Origin of the sequence: Croceitalea sp. MTPC6 (assembly GCF_036985525.1) — a bacterium.
GTDB lineage: Bacteria > Bacteroidota > Bacteroidia > Flavobacteriales > Flavobacteriaceae > Croceitalea.
The window spans coordinates 144,839-159,794 of record NZ_BTGR01000001.1 but is presented as its reverse complement, the minus strand read 5'-3'; the positions used below and the strand labels follow the sequence as shown (position 1 = coordinate 159,794).

The window sequence follows — 14,956 nt, the reverse complement described above, 5'->3', positions numbered from 1 at the left end:
TTGCTCAAACGGGTTTTAATTATTTTGAAATACACAAAATATCGTTACCTCGCCTGAGCGTGTATTACGATATGATGATGTGTATTGTTATTTATCATTACGCAGTAAAATTAAAACTTAATTTTTAGACAAAAAAGCAAATTTTAGTTATTTCCTAAAATTAGAGGTAATCCACTATCGCCAGAACCTACTACAACCACTTTTGAATTTGGGGATTTTGAAAGTTCCAAAGTCGCTTCGATACCTTTATCCTGCAAAATTTTATCTGTTAGTGAAGCACTTAAAATACGGTTTGCATCTGCTTTACCTTGGGCTTCTATGCGCACTTTCTCGGCCTCCTTCGCAGCTGTGACCAAACGAAATTCATACTCCAAAGACTCTTGCTCTTGTTTTAGTTTACGTTCAATAGCCTCTTTTATAGTTGGTGGTAACGTTACGTCCCTAATTAAGACCTCATTCAATTGAATATATTGATCATCTACTATCTTTTTGGTTTCTTCGTAAATTTCAATCTGAATGGCATCACGCTTGCTTGAATAAAGCTGTTCTGGGGTATAGCGCCCAACAACACTCCTTGCAGCTGAACGTATAGCTGGTAAAAGTATCCGGTCTATATACTGTTCACTCTTCTGTTGGTGTAACTTCCCAAGTTCTTCATATTTAGGCTGAAACCATGTTGATGCATCTAGTTGAATATCCAATCCGTTTGAGGATAACACTTTCATTTTTTCAAAAACCTCTTGCTGTCTTACTTCATAAACATATACTTTATTCCAAGGAGCAACCAAATGAAATCCTTCACCTAATGGGGGCTTGTCCGTTACAACACCATCTCCAAAAGTTTTGTACAAAACACCTGCCTCACCTGAGCCAATTGTTATTGCGGATTTAGAAATTAAAATAATCAGTAAAATAATAATGAAAACTGCTGGTAATGCAATTTTTGGTAATCTATCCATCTTTATTCTTTTTTATAATAAACCGTTATACTTTCTAATAAACCACTCCGCTGCGAATGCTAGGACAATAAAAAATAACAAATAGCGAAAATCGATTAAAGATACTACATTTCGATTGCTTTTTTGGACTGGTGTAAAACGAGTGTCGTTTTCTAAATCATTAATTAATGATTCCATTTGATTTGGAAAGTAAGATTTACCCCCTGTAGTAATCGCAAAACGCTCTAATTTTTTATAGTTTGAAGATAGGAATTGATTCTCTAAGTTAAAATCCAATATTTTAAAACGTTCAGATTTTGATATTTTTTCTTTTGATTCCGTAATGGAAAAATCATAGTCTCCAGCCTCTAGACCATCAAGATTAAATTCATAATTATTTCCTTTGAGCAACATGGGAAACTCTCTATTAAAATCGGGTGCTTTTCTGCTTAGTTCAAGTATCAAACTGGCATTAGGGTCAAACGTGTAGGAGTTGTCAAAAAAGGAGGCAGAGATTTTTGCATTTGTACTACCATCATAGACTAACTCATAATCTACTGTCAATCTACTTTTTTGTTTTACATCAGAAAGGAATAATATCAATTTGCCTGTAAAATCATCGAATGCCTTAAAGCTTCTTTCGTTTCTGTAGGTTTGTACACGCCATTTCCAGATATTCTCCCCAAAGAGCACTGCCTCTTTAGACTTTTCCTGATTGATTATCAAAAAAAGCGGCGTATCCAATTCTACGCCTTTAATACGTTGATTCGCAATAGATTCATACGGTTTTAAAATTGACAAATCACCTAGTCCACTTTCTAAAGGAGGATATCCTTCAAACGATAAATCTGAAATATCAAAAAGATTAAAGGCAGCATTTTTAGATGGAATAACTTCCTCCTTTTGATTATAACTTTCCTTTAAAAAACTACTTTGAACAGCATTTAAAAAGTTCCAATCTGTTTTACTACCAGTAATAGTAAAACTACCTAGTCCCTTATTGGATATAAAATCAAAAACTGTTTTAAAATTTGTATTAGGCTGATAAAGAATAAAAACATCTATGTCTTCCAAGACTTCGCTGGAAACATTAGGTTTTAATATTTTAACCTCTCGTTGCTCATTGGTTTCAATTGATTTTTTTAGTGCACCAATGTCTGGATGCATAATGGAACTAACGATACCGACATTTGTTTTTTCATCAATAACTTCAATTGCTTGCTCTTTAACATTATTTGCTGTGTTCTTTTCATTGCTCAGTTTATCAACTTGGACCCTTAAATCTTTTACGCCTACATTTTCAGCCTTTATTGTGGCACTAATGGTTTTGGCATTATCATTTTTACTGAAACTTAAAGGTTGCTGAAAAACTTGCCTCCCGTCCAAATAGATTCTTGCTACAGAACTAACATTTTTATTTCCAGAGTAAGTGACACTTGTTTCTACAGGAAATCTATTTCTTAAAAATGCATACTTATTTATAATTACTTGACCAACGTATAGGTCCTCGTAAGAAGTAGTATCTCCAGCTACAACCGGAAATACGTGTAGTCCTGAATCAAGTGTAAGATATTCATAATCCGTTCCCAAAGTCTGGTTTCCATCTCCAATGAGTATGACAGCATTAGTTTGCTTGTTATAAATTTCACCTAGAGTAGTAATAGCTTCAGCAATATCTGTATTATTCTCATTAAATACTAAAGTATCATTTGTGCTAATGTTACTGCCAAAAGTATAATAAGTCGTATCAAATCGTTCTCCCAATTTACTATTAGACTTAATCCCGTTAATAGATTTTCTAACATCTTCTTCCCCTTCAAGGTTCAAGATAGATTTAGAATTATCTGATACAACAATTAGATTTGGCTTTTCTGTATAATACTCTTCTTTTGAAAACTTTGGATTTATAAGTAAGAGTAAACTGCAGAACAATGCTACAAACCTTAAAAAGGCTAAGAATTTGTTAGTTTTATCTTTTCTAGTCTTATAAAAATATTGAAATAGGACAAAGCATAACGAGACTATAGCGGCAAGTAATATTAGTAATACCGTTGAAGTCTGCATTAAAATTTATCTAATTAAAAAGGTATTTATGTTAGCATTCCACCATCAACGTTCAAAACCTGTCCAGTTATATAAGCGGACAAGTCAGATGCTAAGAACAAACAGGCATTTGCAACATCTTCAGGAGAACCACCGCGTTTTAATGGAATTGCATCTCGCCATCCCTGCACGGTTTTTTCATCTAATTTATCTGTCATTTCAGTTTCAATAAAACCCGGAGCAATTGCATTACAACGAATGTTCCTGGATCCAAGCTCTAAGGCAACAGATTTAGTAAAACCAATCATTCCAGCTTTAGAAGCTGCATAATTGGTTTGACCTGCGTTCCCCTTCACTCCAACAACACTGCTCATATTTATGATAGAACCTTTGCGTTGTTTTAAAAGGGTACGTTGAACCGCTTTGGTCATATTAAAAACTGATTTTAGATTGATTTCGATAACCTTATCAAAATCATCTTCTCCCATCCGCATTAAAAGGTTGTCTTTGGTAATTCCAGCATTGTTTATCAAAACATCTATTCCCCCAAAATCTTCCAAAACTGAAGCTATAAGCTCCTCCGATTCATTAAAGTTAGCAGCATTACTTTTATAGGCTTTCGCCTTTACACCCAAACTTGACAATTCTTTCTCCAATGCTAAAGCGGGTGCTTCACTTGAACTATAAGTAAAGACTACGTTAGCCCCGTGCTCTGCGAATACTCTTGCAATTCCCATTCCTATTCCACGGCTAGCGCCTGTAATGATGACATTTTTATCTTGTAGTAATTTCATAGTAAAAACAATTGGTGCTTATTCAAATATAGTCTTTGTATAATTTATCAAAATAAAAAATCCCGAATTTATTGGGATTTTAAATAAGTTTTAATAAAAATTTAAGCCATTACGGATTTTACTTTTAACCCTATCTCAGCAGGAGAATCCACTACGTGGATTCCACATTCTTTCATAATTTGTTTTTTGGCCTGTGCAGTATCATCACTTCCTCCAACAATAGCACCTGCGTGACCCATGGTACGACCGGCGGGAGCAGTTTCACCAGCTATGAAGCCAACTATCGGTTTTTTACTACCACTTTCTTTATACCATTTAGCAGCATCTGCTTCCAATTGACCACCTATTTCACCTATCATAACAACACACTCTGTTTCGGGGTCGTTAATCAACAATTCTACTGCTTCTTTGGTAGTTGTTCCGATAATAGGGTCACCACCAATACCAATTGCCGTAGTAATACCAAGCCCTTGTCTTACAACCTGATCGGCAGCTTCATAGGTCAATGTACCAGATTTGGAAACGATTCCTACATTTCCTTCTTTGAAAACAAAACCTGGCATGATCCCAACTTTCGCCTCACCCGGAGTAATTACACCTGGGCAATTTGGCCCAACCAAAGTACAATCCATGTTTTTAATATAATCGTTTGCTTTGACCATATCAGCAACAGGTATACCTTCGGTAATCGTAATAATGACTTTTATTCCAGCGTTAGCAGATTCCATAATAGCATCAGCTGCAAATGCAGGTGGTACAAAAATGATAGAAGTATCTGCCCCTACTTTCTGTACTGCCTCTTCCACTGTATTAAATACTGGTTTGCCCAAATGCTCTTGTCCACCTTTCCCCGGAGTTACACCACCAACTATATTGGTTCCGTACTCAATCATTTGTTCAGCGTGAAAAGTACCCTCGCTACCTGTAAAACCCTGTACAATTATTTTGGAATCTTTATTTACTAAAACGCTCATAGTATTTTATTTGTTAACGATGACAAAAATAGCAGTTTGAAAGTCAATTGTAAAGTAATCGATTGCTATTTATTTTGAATTTTTTTTAAAATGGAAGGCATGTTCTTAATCGTTGCCAGTTCCCTCATTTTTTCTCTTGCCTCAACAGCTGGGCTTCCAAAGTAAGTCTTGCCACCGTCCAATGAATTAGCTACCCCAGATTGTGCATAAACCACTGCTCCCTTCCCTATGGTGATTCCACTTATTACTCCTACCTGACCCCATAAAGTCACTTCGTCTTCAACCACAACACAACCAGCTATACCTGTGTGCGAAGCAATCAAGCATTTTTTACCCAAAATGGTATCATGCCCAATCTGGATTTGATTATCCAATTTAGAACCTTCTCCAATAGTGGTATCTCCTGTAACTCCCCTATCAATTGTACAACCAGCACCTATATCCACACTGTTTTCTACAACTACACGACCTCCCGAAACTAGCTTGTCAAATCCTTCTGAGCGCTTTTTATAATAAAAGGCATCAGCCCCTAAAATAGTATTTGCATGAATAGTAACATTATCTCCAATAATGCAATCATCATAAATAGAAACGTTAGAATGAATCAAGCAATTTTTTCCAATAACGACATTATTCCCAACAAAAGTATTGGGCTGGATGACTGTATTTTCTCCAATAATAGCTGTTTTAGAAACCGAAGCACCTGAGGATTTAAATGGCTTAAAATGCTTTGTCAATTTATTAAAATCTCGGAAAGGATCATCGGAAATCAATAATGCTTTTCCTTGTGGGCATTCTAATTCTTTGTTTATAAGTACAATAGTTGCAGCAGAATTTAAGGCCTTATCGTAGTATTTTGGATGATCCACAAAGACAATGTCCCCATTCTCCACTACATGAATCTCGTTCATTCCTAAAACAGGAAAATTTGGGTCACCTACATGTTTCGCATTTATAAGTGCAGCAATATCTTTAAGTGAATACGGTTTTGGAAACTTCATTAGGTTTATTCTTTTACCCTTTCGAGGTAAGCACCTTTTTCAGTATCTATCTTTATTTTGTCACCTTCATTTATGAACAATGGAACATTAATACGGGCTCCTGTCTCCACAGTGGCAGGTTTAGTGGCATTTGTAGCGGTATTTCCTTTAACCCCTGGTTCTGATTCTGTGACTTCTAGAATAACACTTGCTGGCATTTCAACAGAAAGTGGCATACTATCCTCTGTGTTGAACAAGACTTTTACAACCTCTCCTTCTTTTAATAAATCAGGAGCATCTAAAGTTTCTTTTTGAAGTGTAATTTGATTGTAGTCATCCGTATTCATAAAATGATAAGTATCTCCCTCCGGATATAGATACTGATACGATCTAGTTTCTACACGAACATCTTCAATCTTATGGCCAGCTGAAAAAGTATTGTCGATTACCTTGCCAGTGGAAACACTCTTCAGTTTTGTTCTCACAAAAGCAGGGCCTTTTCCTGGCTTTACATGTAAAAACTCAATTATTTTATAAATGTCATGATTGTATTTGATACACAATCCTTTTCTAATGTCTGATGTACTTGCCATAATTAATTTGTGCTAAAATAACCCTTCATTATCCCTCTTTGGGAATCCCTTATAAATTGTAATATCTCATCTCTTTCTGGAGTTGCTTCCATTTCAGCTTCGATTATTTCTGAAGCCTGTGAGTTATTGTAATTTTTTTGATATAATATTCGATATATATTCTGAATCTCTCTAATCTTATCGGATTCAAACCCTCTTCTTCGTAACCCAATAGAATTGATACCAACATATGATAGAGGCTCTCTTGCAGCTTTTACGTAAGGTGGCACATCTTTTCTTACTAAGGAACCTCCGGTCACAAAAGCATGGTTTCCGATGGAAACAAACTGATGCACGGCAACCATTCCAGCTAAAACAACATTTTGACCGATAGTGACATGGCCAGCAAGCGTTGAATCATTACTAAATATACAGCCATCTCCTATAAAACAATCATGAGCAACATGGCAATAAGCCATAATCAAACAATTTTTGCCAATAACGGTCTTCATTCTATCAGCAGTACCTTTATTGATGGTCGCGCATTCTCTTATAGTAGTATTGTTTCCTATCTGTACCGTGGTTTCTTCCCCATTGTACTTTAAATCTTGTGGTGGTGCTGAAATAACAGCACCTGGGAAAATATTACAGTTTTTACCAATTCTAGCGCCTTCCATTATGGTAACATTGGAACCGATCCAAGTACCCTCACCAATAGTAACATTGTTATGTATGGTTGTAAAAGGTTCAATGACCACATTTTTAGCGATTTTTGCACCTGGATGCACATAAGCTAAGGGTTGATTCATGCTATTCTCCTTTAGTTTTTACTATTTGGGCCATTAATTCAGCTTCAGATACCAGTTTACCATTTGCATAGGCATAAGCTTGCATGTGGCATATACCTCTTCGAATAGGAGATATTAAATCACATTTAAAAATTAGGGTATCACCAGGAACTACTTGTTGTTTAAACTTCACGTTATCAATCTTCATGAAAAAGGTTAAGTAATTTTCTGGATCGGGAACCGTACTTAATACCAAAATCCCTCCTGTTTGTGCCATTGCTTCAACCTGTAGGACTCCTGGCATAACTGGTGCTCCAGGAAAGTGCCCAACAAAAAAGGGTTCGTTCATGGTAACATTCTTTACACCAACTACATGGCTATCGGAAAGTTCCAAAATCTTGTCCACTAGCAGGAATGGCGACCTGTGGGGCAGCATTTCCATGATTTGATTTACATCCATTAAAGGTTTCTGGTGCAAATCATAACTAGGAACTTTATTCCTTCTTTCAATCTTAATAATCTTAGCTAGTTTCTTAGCAAACTGTGTATTTACATAATGCCCCGGCTTATTGGCAATTACTTTACCTCGAATCCTAGTTCCTGTAAGGGCTAAGTCTCCAATAACGTCCAGTAATTTATGACGGGCCGCTTCATTAGGCTGGTGCAAAGTGAGATTATCTAAAATACCATTTGGTTTTACGGAGAGTTTCTTTTTATTGAACGCTTTCTCTAACCTTTTCATTGTAGGTTCAGAAATCTCCTTATCTACATAGACAATAGCATTGTTTAAATCACCACCTTTAATCAGTCCATGCTCCAAAAGCATTTCTAATTCATGTAAAAAGCTAAAGGTTCTTGCATTGGAAATCTCAGTTTTGAAATCTGACATTTTTTCCAATGTCGCATTTTGGGTTCCCAGGACTTTGGTGCCAAAATCTACCATTGTAGTTACTTGATACTCTTCTGAGGGGATTACCGTTATTTCACTGCCTGTGGCCTCGTCTTTGTATGAAATAACGTCTTTCACCACATACTCATCTCTGTCTTGCTCTTGCTCAACAAAACCGGCTTCTTCCAATGCTTCTACAAAAAACTTGGAGGATCCATCCATAATTGGAGGTTCTGGCGCATCTAGTTCAATCAACACGTTATCTACCCCCATACCGACCAAAGCAGCTAAAACATGCTCTGAAGTCTGTATTTTTACGCCGTTCTTTTCTAGATTGGTTCCTCTTTGCGTATTGATTACATAGTTAGCGTCCGCTTCAATAATCGGTTCCCCTTCTAAATCTACACGCTTAAAAGCATATCCATGGTTCTCTTGGGCCGGAACGAATTTCATTGTAACGTTTTCGCCAGTATGTAGACCCACCCCTTTTAAAGTAATCTCTTTTGCAATAGTGCGCTGCTTCACATCAATCTCTTTTACTATTTACTTTCTTTTCTATATCAGAAATTTGATTAGCAAGTTTGGGTAAGTTCTTAAAGTAAACATATGACTTATTATAATCACCATAGTTTAGTGCGGGGGAACCTTGAAGCACTTCATCATCTTTAACATTTCTGCCAATTCCTGATTGGGCCTGTATCTTTACCCTATCGCCTATATTAATATGACCGACAATACCCACTTGGCCACCAATCAAACAATTCTTACCAATTTTTGTAGAACCTGCAATACCTGTTTGAGCAGCAATCGCTGTATGTTCTCCAATTTCAACATTATGGGCAATCTGAATTTGATTATCCAATTTTACACCTTTCCGTAAAATCGTGGAACCCAGAGTAGCTCTATCGATAGTGGTACCCGCTCCCACATCTACATTGTCTTCGAGAATAACATTACCGGTTTGTGGAACCTTACTATATTCGCCTTTTTCATTTGGAGTAAAACCAAATCCATCAGCTCCAATTATTGCTCCGCTATGAATTACGCAACCATTTCCGATAATTGACTCTGAATATATTTTTGCTCCAGCAAAAATCATAACATTATCGCCAATTCTTACATTATCACCAATGTACACGTTAGGATATACTTTAACGTCAGCACCAATTTTCACATTGTTGCCTATATAAGAAAATGCCCCAAGGTAAAATCCCTCTCCGTATTCAGCATCTTCAGATACAAATGAGGGGCTTTCAATACCAACCTTGTTATTCTTAACTTGATTGTAATATTCCAACAGTTTGGAAAAAGATTTGTAGGCATCTTCCACTTTTATCAACGTGGTCGAAATTTCTTGCTCAGGAATAAAATCCCTATTAACAATGGTAATGGAAGCTTTTGTGGAATAAATGTAGGATGTGTATTTTGGATTGGCCAAAAAGGTTAGAGATCCTTTTTCACCTTCTTCAATCTTGGAAAGTTTATGAACAGCGGTTTGAGGGTTTCCCTCAACTTCTCCTTCTAAAATTCCAGCAATTTGGTTAGCGGTAAATTTCATTTTGGCAAAAGTAAGAAAATTTGTCAAACGCTTTCTTTCGGATAACAAACATAGTGCTTGGTTACCGTCTTGGATAATGCTTTCAAGTTTAGGTGGTCAGAAGCTTTAGCAACATCTGTAAGCTTCCCGTTTTTTCTTAAGATATTAATATTCTGTCGCTTCTCATTATATGCCCTATTGCTTATCACTCCTGTAAACACAAAATATTCCAATTCTTCTTCTTTCAGATTGTAAAGAGATTTGACCCAATCTTTCTTCTTTGCAATTCGTTCTTCGTCTATTGGTTTATTCTTTATTTTGATATGCAATAGATTTCTATTCAATAGTATTGCCGCCAATCTTGATAAAATAAAATCTGGGTGAGATTCCCACATTTTTAATGCAGATAGAACATCAACATCGTCCAACTTAGAGAAAAGTTGTAATGTGTTCTCATCAAAAGTTAAAGAGTTGTTTCTTTTCAGAAAAAATAATAATCCGTCTGAACAACTTAAATCTTCATTGCTTTCCAATAAACACTTGGCACGATCAATCAATTTTACCAATAACTGTTCTGCCACAAGGCTGGTCTTATGTAGATATACTTGCCAATACATAAACCGTCTCGCCATTAAAAACTTTTCTACAGAATATATTCCCTTTTCTTCCACTATAAGCTCACCGTCAAAAACGTTGAGCATCGTAATCATCCGCTCTGAGCTGATATTACCTTCGGTAACCCCAGTGTAAAAACTGTCCCTTTTCAAATAATCCAAGCGATCCATATCCAATTGACTTGAAACCAATTGATTTAAAAACATTTTGGGATGCTCCCCTTTAAATATTGAAATGGCAATTGTAAGTGCTCCATCAAACTCCACATTTAATTTCTCCATAAAACGCAACGAAATGGTTTCATGGTCTGTATTCGAAACTAAAATGTTTTCCAATGCATGGGAGAATGGTCCATGACCAATATCATGAAGCAAAATCGCAGCCAATAACCCAGTTTCCTCTTCTGCATTAATTTCTACATTTTTAAATCTTAGCACACGGATAGCTTGCCTCATCAAATGCATACTGCCCAAAGCATGATGAAAACGGGTATGGTGTGCCCCTGGATATACCAAAAATGAAAGGCCCATTTGCGATATTCTTCTAAGGCGCTGGAAGTATGGGTGGGCAATTAAGTTAAAAATAAGTTCATTGGGAGTGCCAATAAAACCGTAGATTGGATCGTTAAATATTTTAAGCTTGTTGGTCTGTGCCAAGGAGTTTTATTTTCGAAGAGCAAAGATAACACTATATGAAGAAGATTTCCATTCTATGGGTCGATGATGAAATTGACCTATTAAAGCCTCACATTTTATTCCTTGAAAAGAAAAATTATGAAGTTACCACTTCTCAAAGTGGCCAAGATGCTATTGAAGAACTAAAAGATAGAACTTTTGATATTGTCTTTTTGGATGAAAATATGCCGGGCATTTCTGGACTGGAAACCCTCACTGAAATAAAAAAATTGGATGCAACACTTCCTGTAGTGATGATTACAAAAAGTGAGGAAGAATATATTATGGATGAAGCTATTGGAAGTAAAATAGCGGACTACCTAATCAAGCCCGTAAATCCCAATCAGATTTTATTGAGCCTAAAAAAGAGTTTAGATAATTCAAGATTGGTCTCTGAGCGGACTACTGCAAATTATCAACAAGAGTTTCGGAAAATTGCAATGGATTTATCCATGGTCAACAGTTATGAAGAATGGGCAGAGCTCTATAAAAAATTAATTTTTTGGGAAATGCAGCTGGAAGAAATTGAGGATTCTGGTATGTTCGAAATTTTGGAATCCCAAAAAGTAGAGGCGAACACTCAGTTTAGCAAATTTATTGACAGGCGTTATCCCGAATGGTTTGATGAAGGGGATGGCCCTATAATGTCCCATACACTATTCAGAAAGTTGATTCAACCAGAGCTTAAAGGAGAAAAAACCTTATTGGTAGTTGTAGATAATTTACGATACGACCAATGGCTCGCATTTGAGGAAACTTTATCTACTTTCTATAAAAAGAAAAAGGAAGTCCCCTATTATAGTATTCTCCCTACTGCCACCCAATATGCGCGTAATGCCATTTTTTCTGGCCTTACCCCATTGGATATGGAAAAAAAACACCCTAACTGGTGGAAGAACGATACCGATGAAGGAGGTAAAAACTTGTTTGAAAAAGAGTTTCTTGGAGCACAGCTTAAACGATTAGGGTTAAATTTAAAATGGGATTACCATAAGATCAGTAGTTTACGCCAAGGTAAACAGTTGGCTCAAAACTATAAGTCGCAAAAAGATAATGACTTGACTGTTTTAGTCTATAATTTTGTAGATATCCTTTCCCATTCCAAGACAGAGATGGAAGTGATAAAAGAGTTAGCTAGCAATGATAAAGCTTATCGTTCACTGACTGTAAGTTGGTTTAAGAATTCCCCATTACTGGATATTATACAGCAAGCACAGGGATTAGGACAAAAACTGATTATTACTACAGATCATGGGACTATAAATGTAAAGCATCCCTCAAAAGTTATTGGAGATCGGGAAACCAGTCTCAACTTGCGTTATAAAACAGGGCGTAGTCTAACCTATGAGGATAAAGATGTTCTGGCAGCTACAGACCCTAAGAAAATTCACTTGCCCAATATTAATGTTAGCAGTTCCTATATTTTTGCAAAGAACGATTTGTTCTTTGCTTATCCCAACAACTATAATCATTACGTGGGGTATTACCGTAACACCTACCAGCATGGTGGAGTAAGTTTGGAGGAAATGATAATTCCTTTTGTAGTTTTGGAAGCGAAATAAATCTGAAAATGAAATTGCAATTTACAATTGAGGAACTTGATAAAGTTTCTAGAGAGCTGCTTTCCAATTTTAATAAAAATATAATCTGTTTCAATGGCCCAATGGGTGTTGGTAAAACCACTTTAATAAAGGCTATCATCAAAGAACTAGGGGCTGTTGACTCTGGTAACAGTCCAACCTTTGGATTGGTAAATGAATACCACAATGTAAATGGAGAACTTGTAGCCTATCATTTTGATTTCTACAGAATTAATAATGAAGAAGAAGCTTTAGATATGGGTATTGAGGAATACTTTAATTCCAATGCTTATGTTTTTATAGAATGGCCAGAAAAAATAGGTGGTCTCCTCCCAGAAAACCATAAAAAACTACAGTTACACCTAATCGATGAAAACACCCGTCTAATCGAATATTAGATTCCTTAACATCTTGTTAATCCTCCTTTGGTTATATTCAAATCACGAGGACTATTAATTCGACCAAAAGGTTAATGTTTCTGTTAAAGTGCATGTTTTATCGATAAAATGCACTTTTTCCCGATATATTTTCCTACTTTTGTATCGAATTAATTCATTTATTAACCAAAATTTTTAGTTACGATGAACACTAGAAAATTATTTTTTGGATTTTTGGCTGTTGCCTTTTTGGCAATGACCGCTGTTTCAACCACAATCATTGTTGAAGATGATTTGGATGATTCTACAAATATTAAGAGAGGTACAGTTATCAGAGAGTAAAACTGTTATCTTAATGTATCTAACCCCTAAAATTTAGGGGTTTTTTTATGCAATAAATCCTAGAAACTGTTGTTATAAACTTAGATGGAAAAAAAATACGTATTACAAAGAAAGTTTTTGATTGAGGGTTTTATGGCTCTTTTAATTGCTTTGTCTCCAATATTATACTATTCCTACAAGTACCTTCCAATAGACAAGGAAGTTATTGACTTTTACATATTTGATGTTACGGCAAATGGTTTTGTGGATGCTTCAACCGCTATATATTGGTATCTATCCAAAATAATCCCCATTCTACTTTTGATAATTTGGTTTGTCACTAGCAAACAATGGTGGTACCATGCTATTTTAATACCACTGGCAATGTATTCTTTTCAATTGTTTTCTGCCATAAACACTTCTGATGATTTGGATGAAAATGAAATTTTATATGTAGTTGCTGTTTCAATGGTGATTATACCGGTCGTATATTTTGTAAGAATAAAATTAGTGGATAAATATATCCACGGTATAGACCTTAAAGCCATGGATACCGAACTTCAGATTCTAAAAGCTAAAGAAGAACTACGTAAAGAACGTGAGAAATTAGAACAACGCAAGGAGACACTCTCAAAAAAAATGTAAATTTGAGTAACGTTCAGATTTACCATTAATGGCACAACCATCCTCACCGTTTAGTAAACAACAATTACTACCCCAAGAAGAAACTCTAGAAGTTCTTAAACAAAAAGGAGAACTCTTCATTGGATTGCCTAAAGAGAATCAATACCAAGAAAAACGTATTTGTTTAACACCGGATGCCGTAAATGCCATTACCGCTCATGGACATCGAGTCTTAATTGAAACTGGTGCTGGTGAAGGTGCTAATTATTCAGACTTGGATTATACCAATGCTGGCGGGGAAATTACAAAAGATACTAAAAAGATTTTTGCTTGCCCACTCATTCTAAAAGTGGAGCCCCCTACCCTGGCGGAAATAACCATGATAAATCCGCAAACTATCGTCATATCTGCTTTGCAGATAAAGACCCAAAACAAAAAGTACTTTGAGGGACTTGCAAAAAAAAGAATTACGGCAGTTGCTTTTGAGTACATCCGCGATGAGGACGGTAAATATCCAGCTGTACGATCACTGAGCGAGATAGCAGGTATCTCTTCAATATTAGTGGCATCAGAATTAATGGCAGCTACAAATAAAGGCAACGGTCTAATGTTTGGTAATATTAGCGGTGTGCCACCAGTTGAAGTTGTCATTATTGGGGCTGGTACTGTTGGGGAATTTGCTGCACGCTCTGCATTAGGCCTTGGCGCCAATATTAAAGTGTTTGATAACTCTATCACAAAATTGCGTAACATTCAAACCAACCTTAAGCAAACGGTTTATACTTCAACCATTCAACCTAAAAACCTATTAAAGGCGCTAAAAAGATGTGATGTTGCTATTGGTGCTACCAGAGGACAAGATAGGTCGCCTGTTGTTGTTTCCAAGTCTATGGTGGAAAATATGAAGAAAGGTGCTGTTATCATTGACGTGAGCATTGATACTGGGGGTTGTTTTGAAACATCAGAAGTTACCACACATGCCAAACCAACCGTTGAAAAATACGGTGTGGTTCATTATGGAGTACCCAATATTCCATCTCGCTACCCAAGAACTTCCACGATTTCCATAAGTAATATCTTTACCCCATATTTGCTCAAAATAGGTGAAGATGGCGGATTGGAACATTCGCTGCGATTTGACAAAGGTTTGCGAAATGGGCTATATATGTACCATGGGATTTTAACTAATAAGTCAGTCGGAGATTGGTTCAACCTCTCTTATAATGATATCAACTTTTTAATCTTTTAAA

General features: G+C 36.1%; 15 protein-coding genes. 5 read left to right on the top strand and 10 right to left on the bottom strand.

Translation table 11 applies throughout. The features are described 5' to 3' along the window. Nucleotides 1-143 precede the first annotated feature (143 nt). From AACP56_RS00745 to AACP56_RS00700, 10 genes are all read right to left on the bottom strand, one after another. Nucleotides 144-959, bottom strand: a complete 816-nt coding sequence (locus AACP56_RS00745) for a prohibitin family protein (protein ID WP_339334502.1) — start codon at nucleotides 957-959, stop codon at nucleotides 144-146. Between the two features lie 12 nt (nucleotides 960-971). Then, a complete protein-coding gene (locus AACP56_RS00740; protein WP_339334504.1) occupies nucleotides 972-3,002 on the bottom strand; it encodes a VWA domain-containing protein in 2,031 nt (676 codons plus the stop codon). A gap of 26 nt (nucleotides 3,003-3,028) precedes the next feature. Beyond that, complete coding sequence (fabG, locus tag AACP56_RS00735; protein WP_339334506.1) at nucleotides 3,029-3,775, bottom strand: 3-oxoacyl-[acyl-carrier-protein] reductase; 747 nt, start codon at nucleotides 3,773-3,775, stop codon at nucleotides 3,029-3,031. 101 nt (nucleotides 3,776-3,876) lie between these two features. After that, entirely contained in the window at nucleotides 3,877-4,749 is an 873-nt protein-coding gene (gene sucD, locus AACP56_RS00730) for a succinate--CoA ligase subunit alpha (protein ID WP_339334508.1), read from the bottom strand. 65 nt (nucleotides 4,750-4,814) lie between these two features. Further along, nucleotides 4,815-5,750, bottom strand: coding sequence for a UDP-3-O-(3-hydroxymyristoyl)glucosamine N-acyltransferase (locus tag AACP56_RS00725; RefSeq protein ID WP_339334510.1), 936 nt, complete (start codon nucleotides 5,748-5,750; stop codon nucleotides 4,815-4,817). 5 nt (nucleotides 5,751-5,755) lie between these two features. Continuing rightward, nucleotides 5,756-6,322: an elongation factor P gene (gene efp, locus AACP56_RS00720; RefSeq protein WP_339334512.1), complete on the bottom strand. Its 567-nt coding sequence runs from the start codon at nucleotides 6,320-6,322 to the stop codon at nucleotides 5,756-5,758. Between the two features lie 2 nt (nucleotides 6,323-6,324). Further along, a complete protein-coding gene (gene lpxA / locus AACP56_RS00715) occupies nucleotides 6,325-7,110 on the bottom strand; it encodes an acyl-ACP--UDP-N-acetylglucosamine O-acyltransferase (protein ID WP_339334514.1) in 786 nt (261 codons plus the stop codon). Between the two features lies 1 nt (nucleotide 7,111). Next, nucleotides 7,112-8,509 carry a bifunctional UDP-3-O-[3-hydroxymyristoyl] N-acetylglucosamine deacetylase/3-hydroxyacyl-ACP dehydratase gene (locus AACP56_RS00710; protein ID WP_339335480.1) on the bottom strand — a complete coding sequence of 466 codons (1,398 nt, stop codon included), beginning with the start codon at nucleotides 8,507-8,509 and terminating at the stop codon, nucleotides 7,112-7,114. Then, nucleotides 8,505-9,536 carry a UDP-3-O-(3-hydroxymyristoyl)glucosamine N-acyltransferase gene (lpxD, locus tag AACP56_RS00705; protein WP_339334516.1) on the bottom strand — a complete coding sequence of 344 codons (1,032 nt, stop codon included), beginning with the start codon at nucleotides 9,534-9,536 and terminating at the stop codon, nucleotides 8,505-8,507. The genes AACP56_RS00710 and lpxD overlap by 5 nt, the downstream gene beginning before the upstream one ends. Nucleotides 9,537-9,559: 23 nt before the next feature. Continuing rightward, nucleotides 9,560-10,786: an HD domain-containing protein gene (locus AACP56_RS00700; RefSeq protein ID WP_339334518.1), complete on the bottom strand. Its 1,227-nt coding sequence runs from the start codon at nucleotides 10,784-10,786 to the stop codon at nucleotides 9,560-9,562. 35 nt (nucleotides 10,787-10,821) lie between these two features. On the opposite strand from AACP56_RS00700, the gene porX reads away from it, so the two are divergent. The 5 genes from porX (at nucleotide 10,822) to AACP56_RS00675 (ending at nucleotide 14,955) form a co-directional block, all read left to right on the top strand. Beyond that, entirely contained in the window at nucleotides 10,822-12,366 is a 1,545-nt protein-coding gene (porX, locus tag AACP56_RS00695) for a T9SS response regulator signal transducer PorX (protein WP_339334520.1), read from the top strand. A gap of 8 nt (nucleotides 12,367-12,374) precedes the next feature. After that, on the top strand, nucleotides 12,375-12,782 hold the full coding sequence (gene tsaE / locus AACP56_RS00690; RefSeq protein WP_339334522.1) for a tRNA (adenosine(37)-N6)-threonylcarbamoyltransferase complex ATPase subunit type 1 TsaE: 408 nt from the start codon (nucleotides 12,375-12,377) through the stop codon (nucleotides 12,780-12,782). A 183-nt stretch (nucleotides 12,783-12,965) separates the two neighbouring features. Next, complete coding sequence (locus AACP56_RS00685) at nucleotides 12,966-13,103, top strand: hypothetical protein (protein WP_339334524.1); 138 nt, start codon at nucleotides 12,966-12,968, stop codon at nucleotides 13,101-13,103. A gap of 84 nt (nucleotides 13,104-13,187) precedes the next feature. Continuing rightward, nucleotides 13,188-13,727 (top strand): hypothetical protein, encoded by a 540-nt coding sequence (locus tag AACP56_RS00680; protein WP_339334526.1) that lies wholly within the window; start codon nucleotides 13,188-13,190, stop codon nucleotides 13,725-13,727. Between the two features lie 28 nt (nucleotides 13,728-13,755). Then, nucleotides 13,756-14,955: an alanine dehydrogenase gene (locus tag AACP56_RS00675; RefSeq protein ID WP_339334528.1), complete on the top strand. Its 1,200-nt coding sequence runs from the start codon at nucleotides 13,756-13,758 to the stop codon at nucleotides 14,953-14,955. Nucleotide 14,956: the final 1 nt, after the last annotated feature.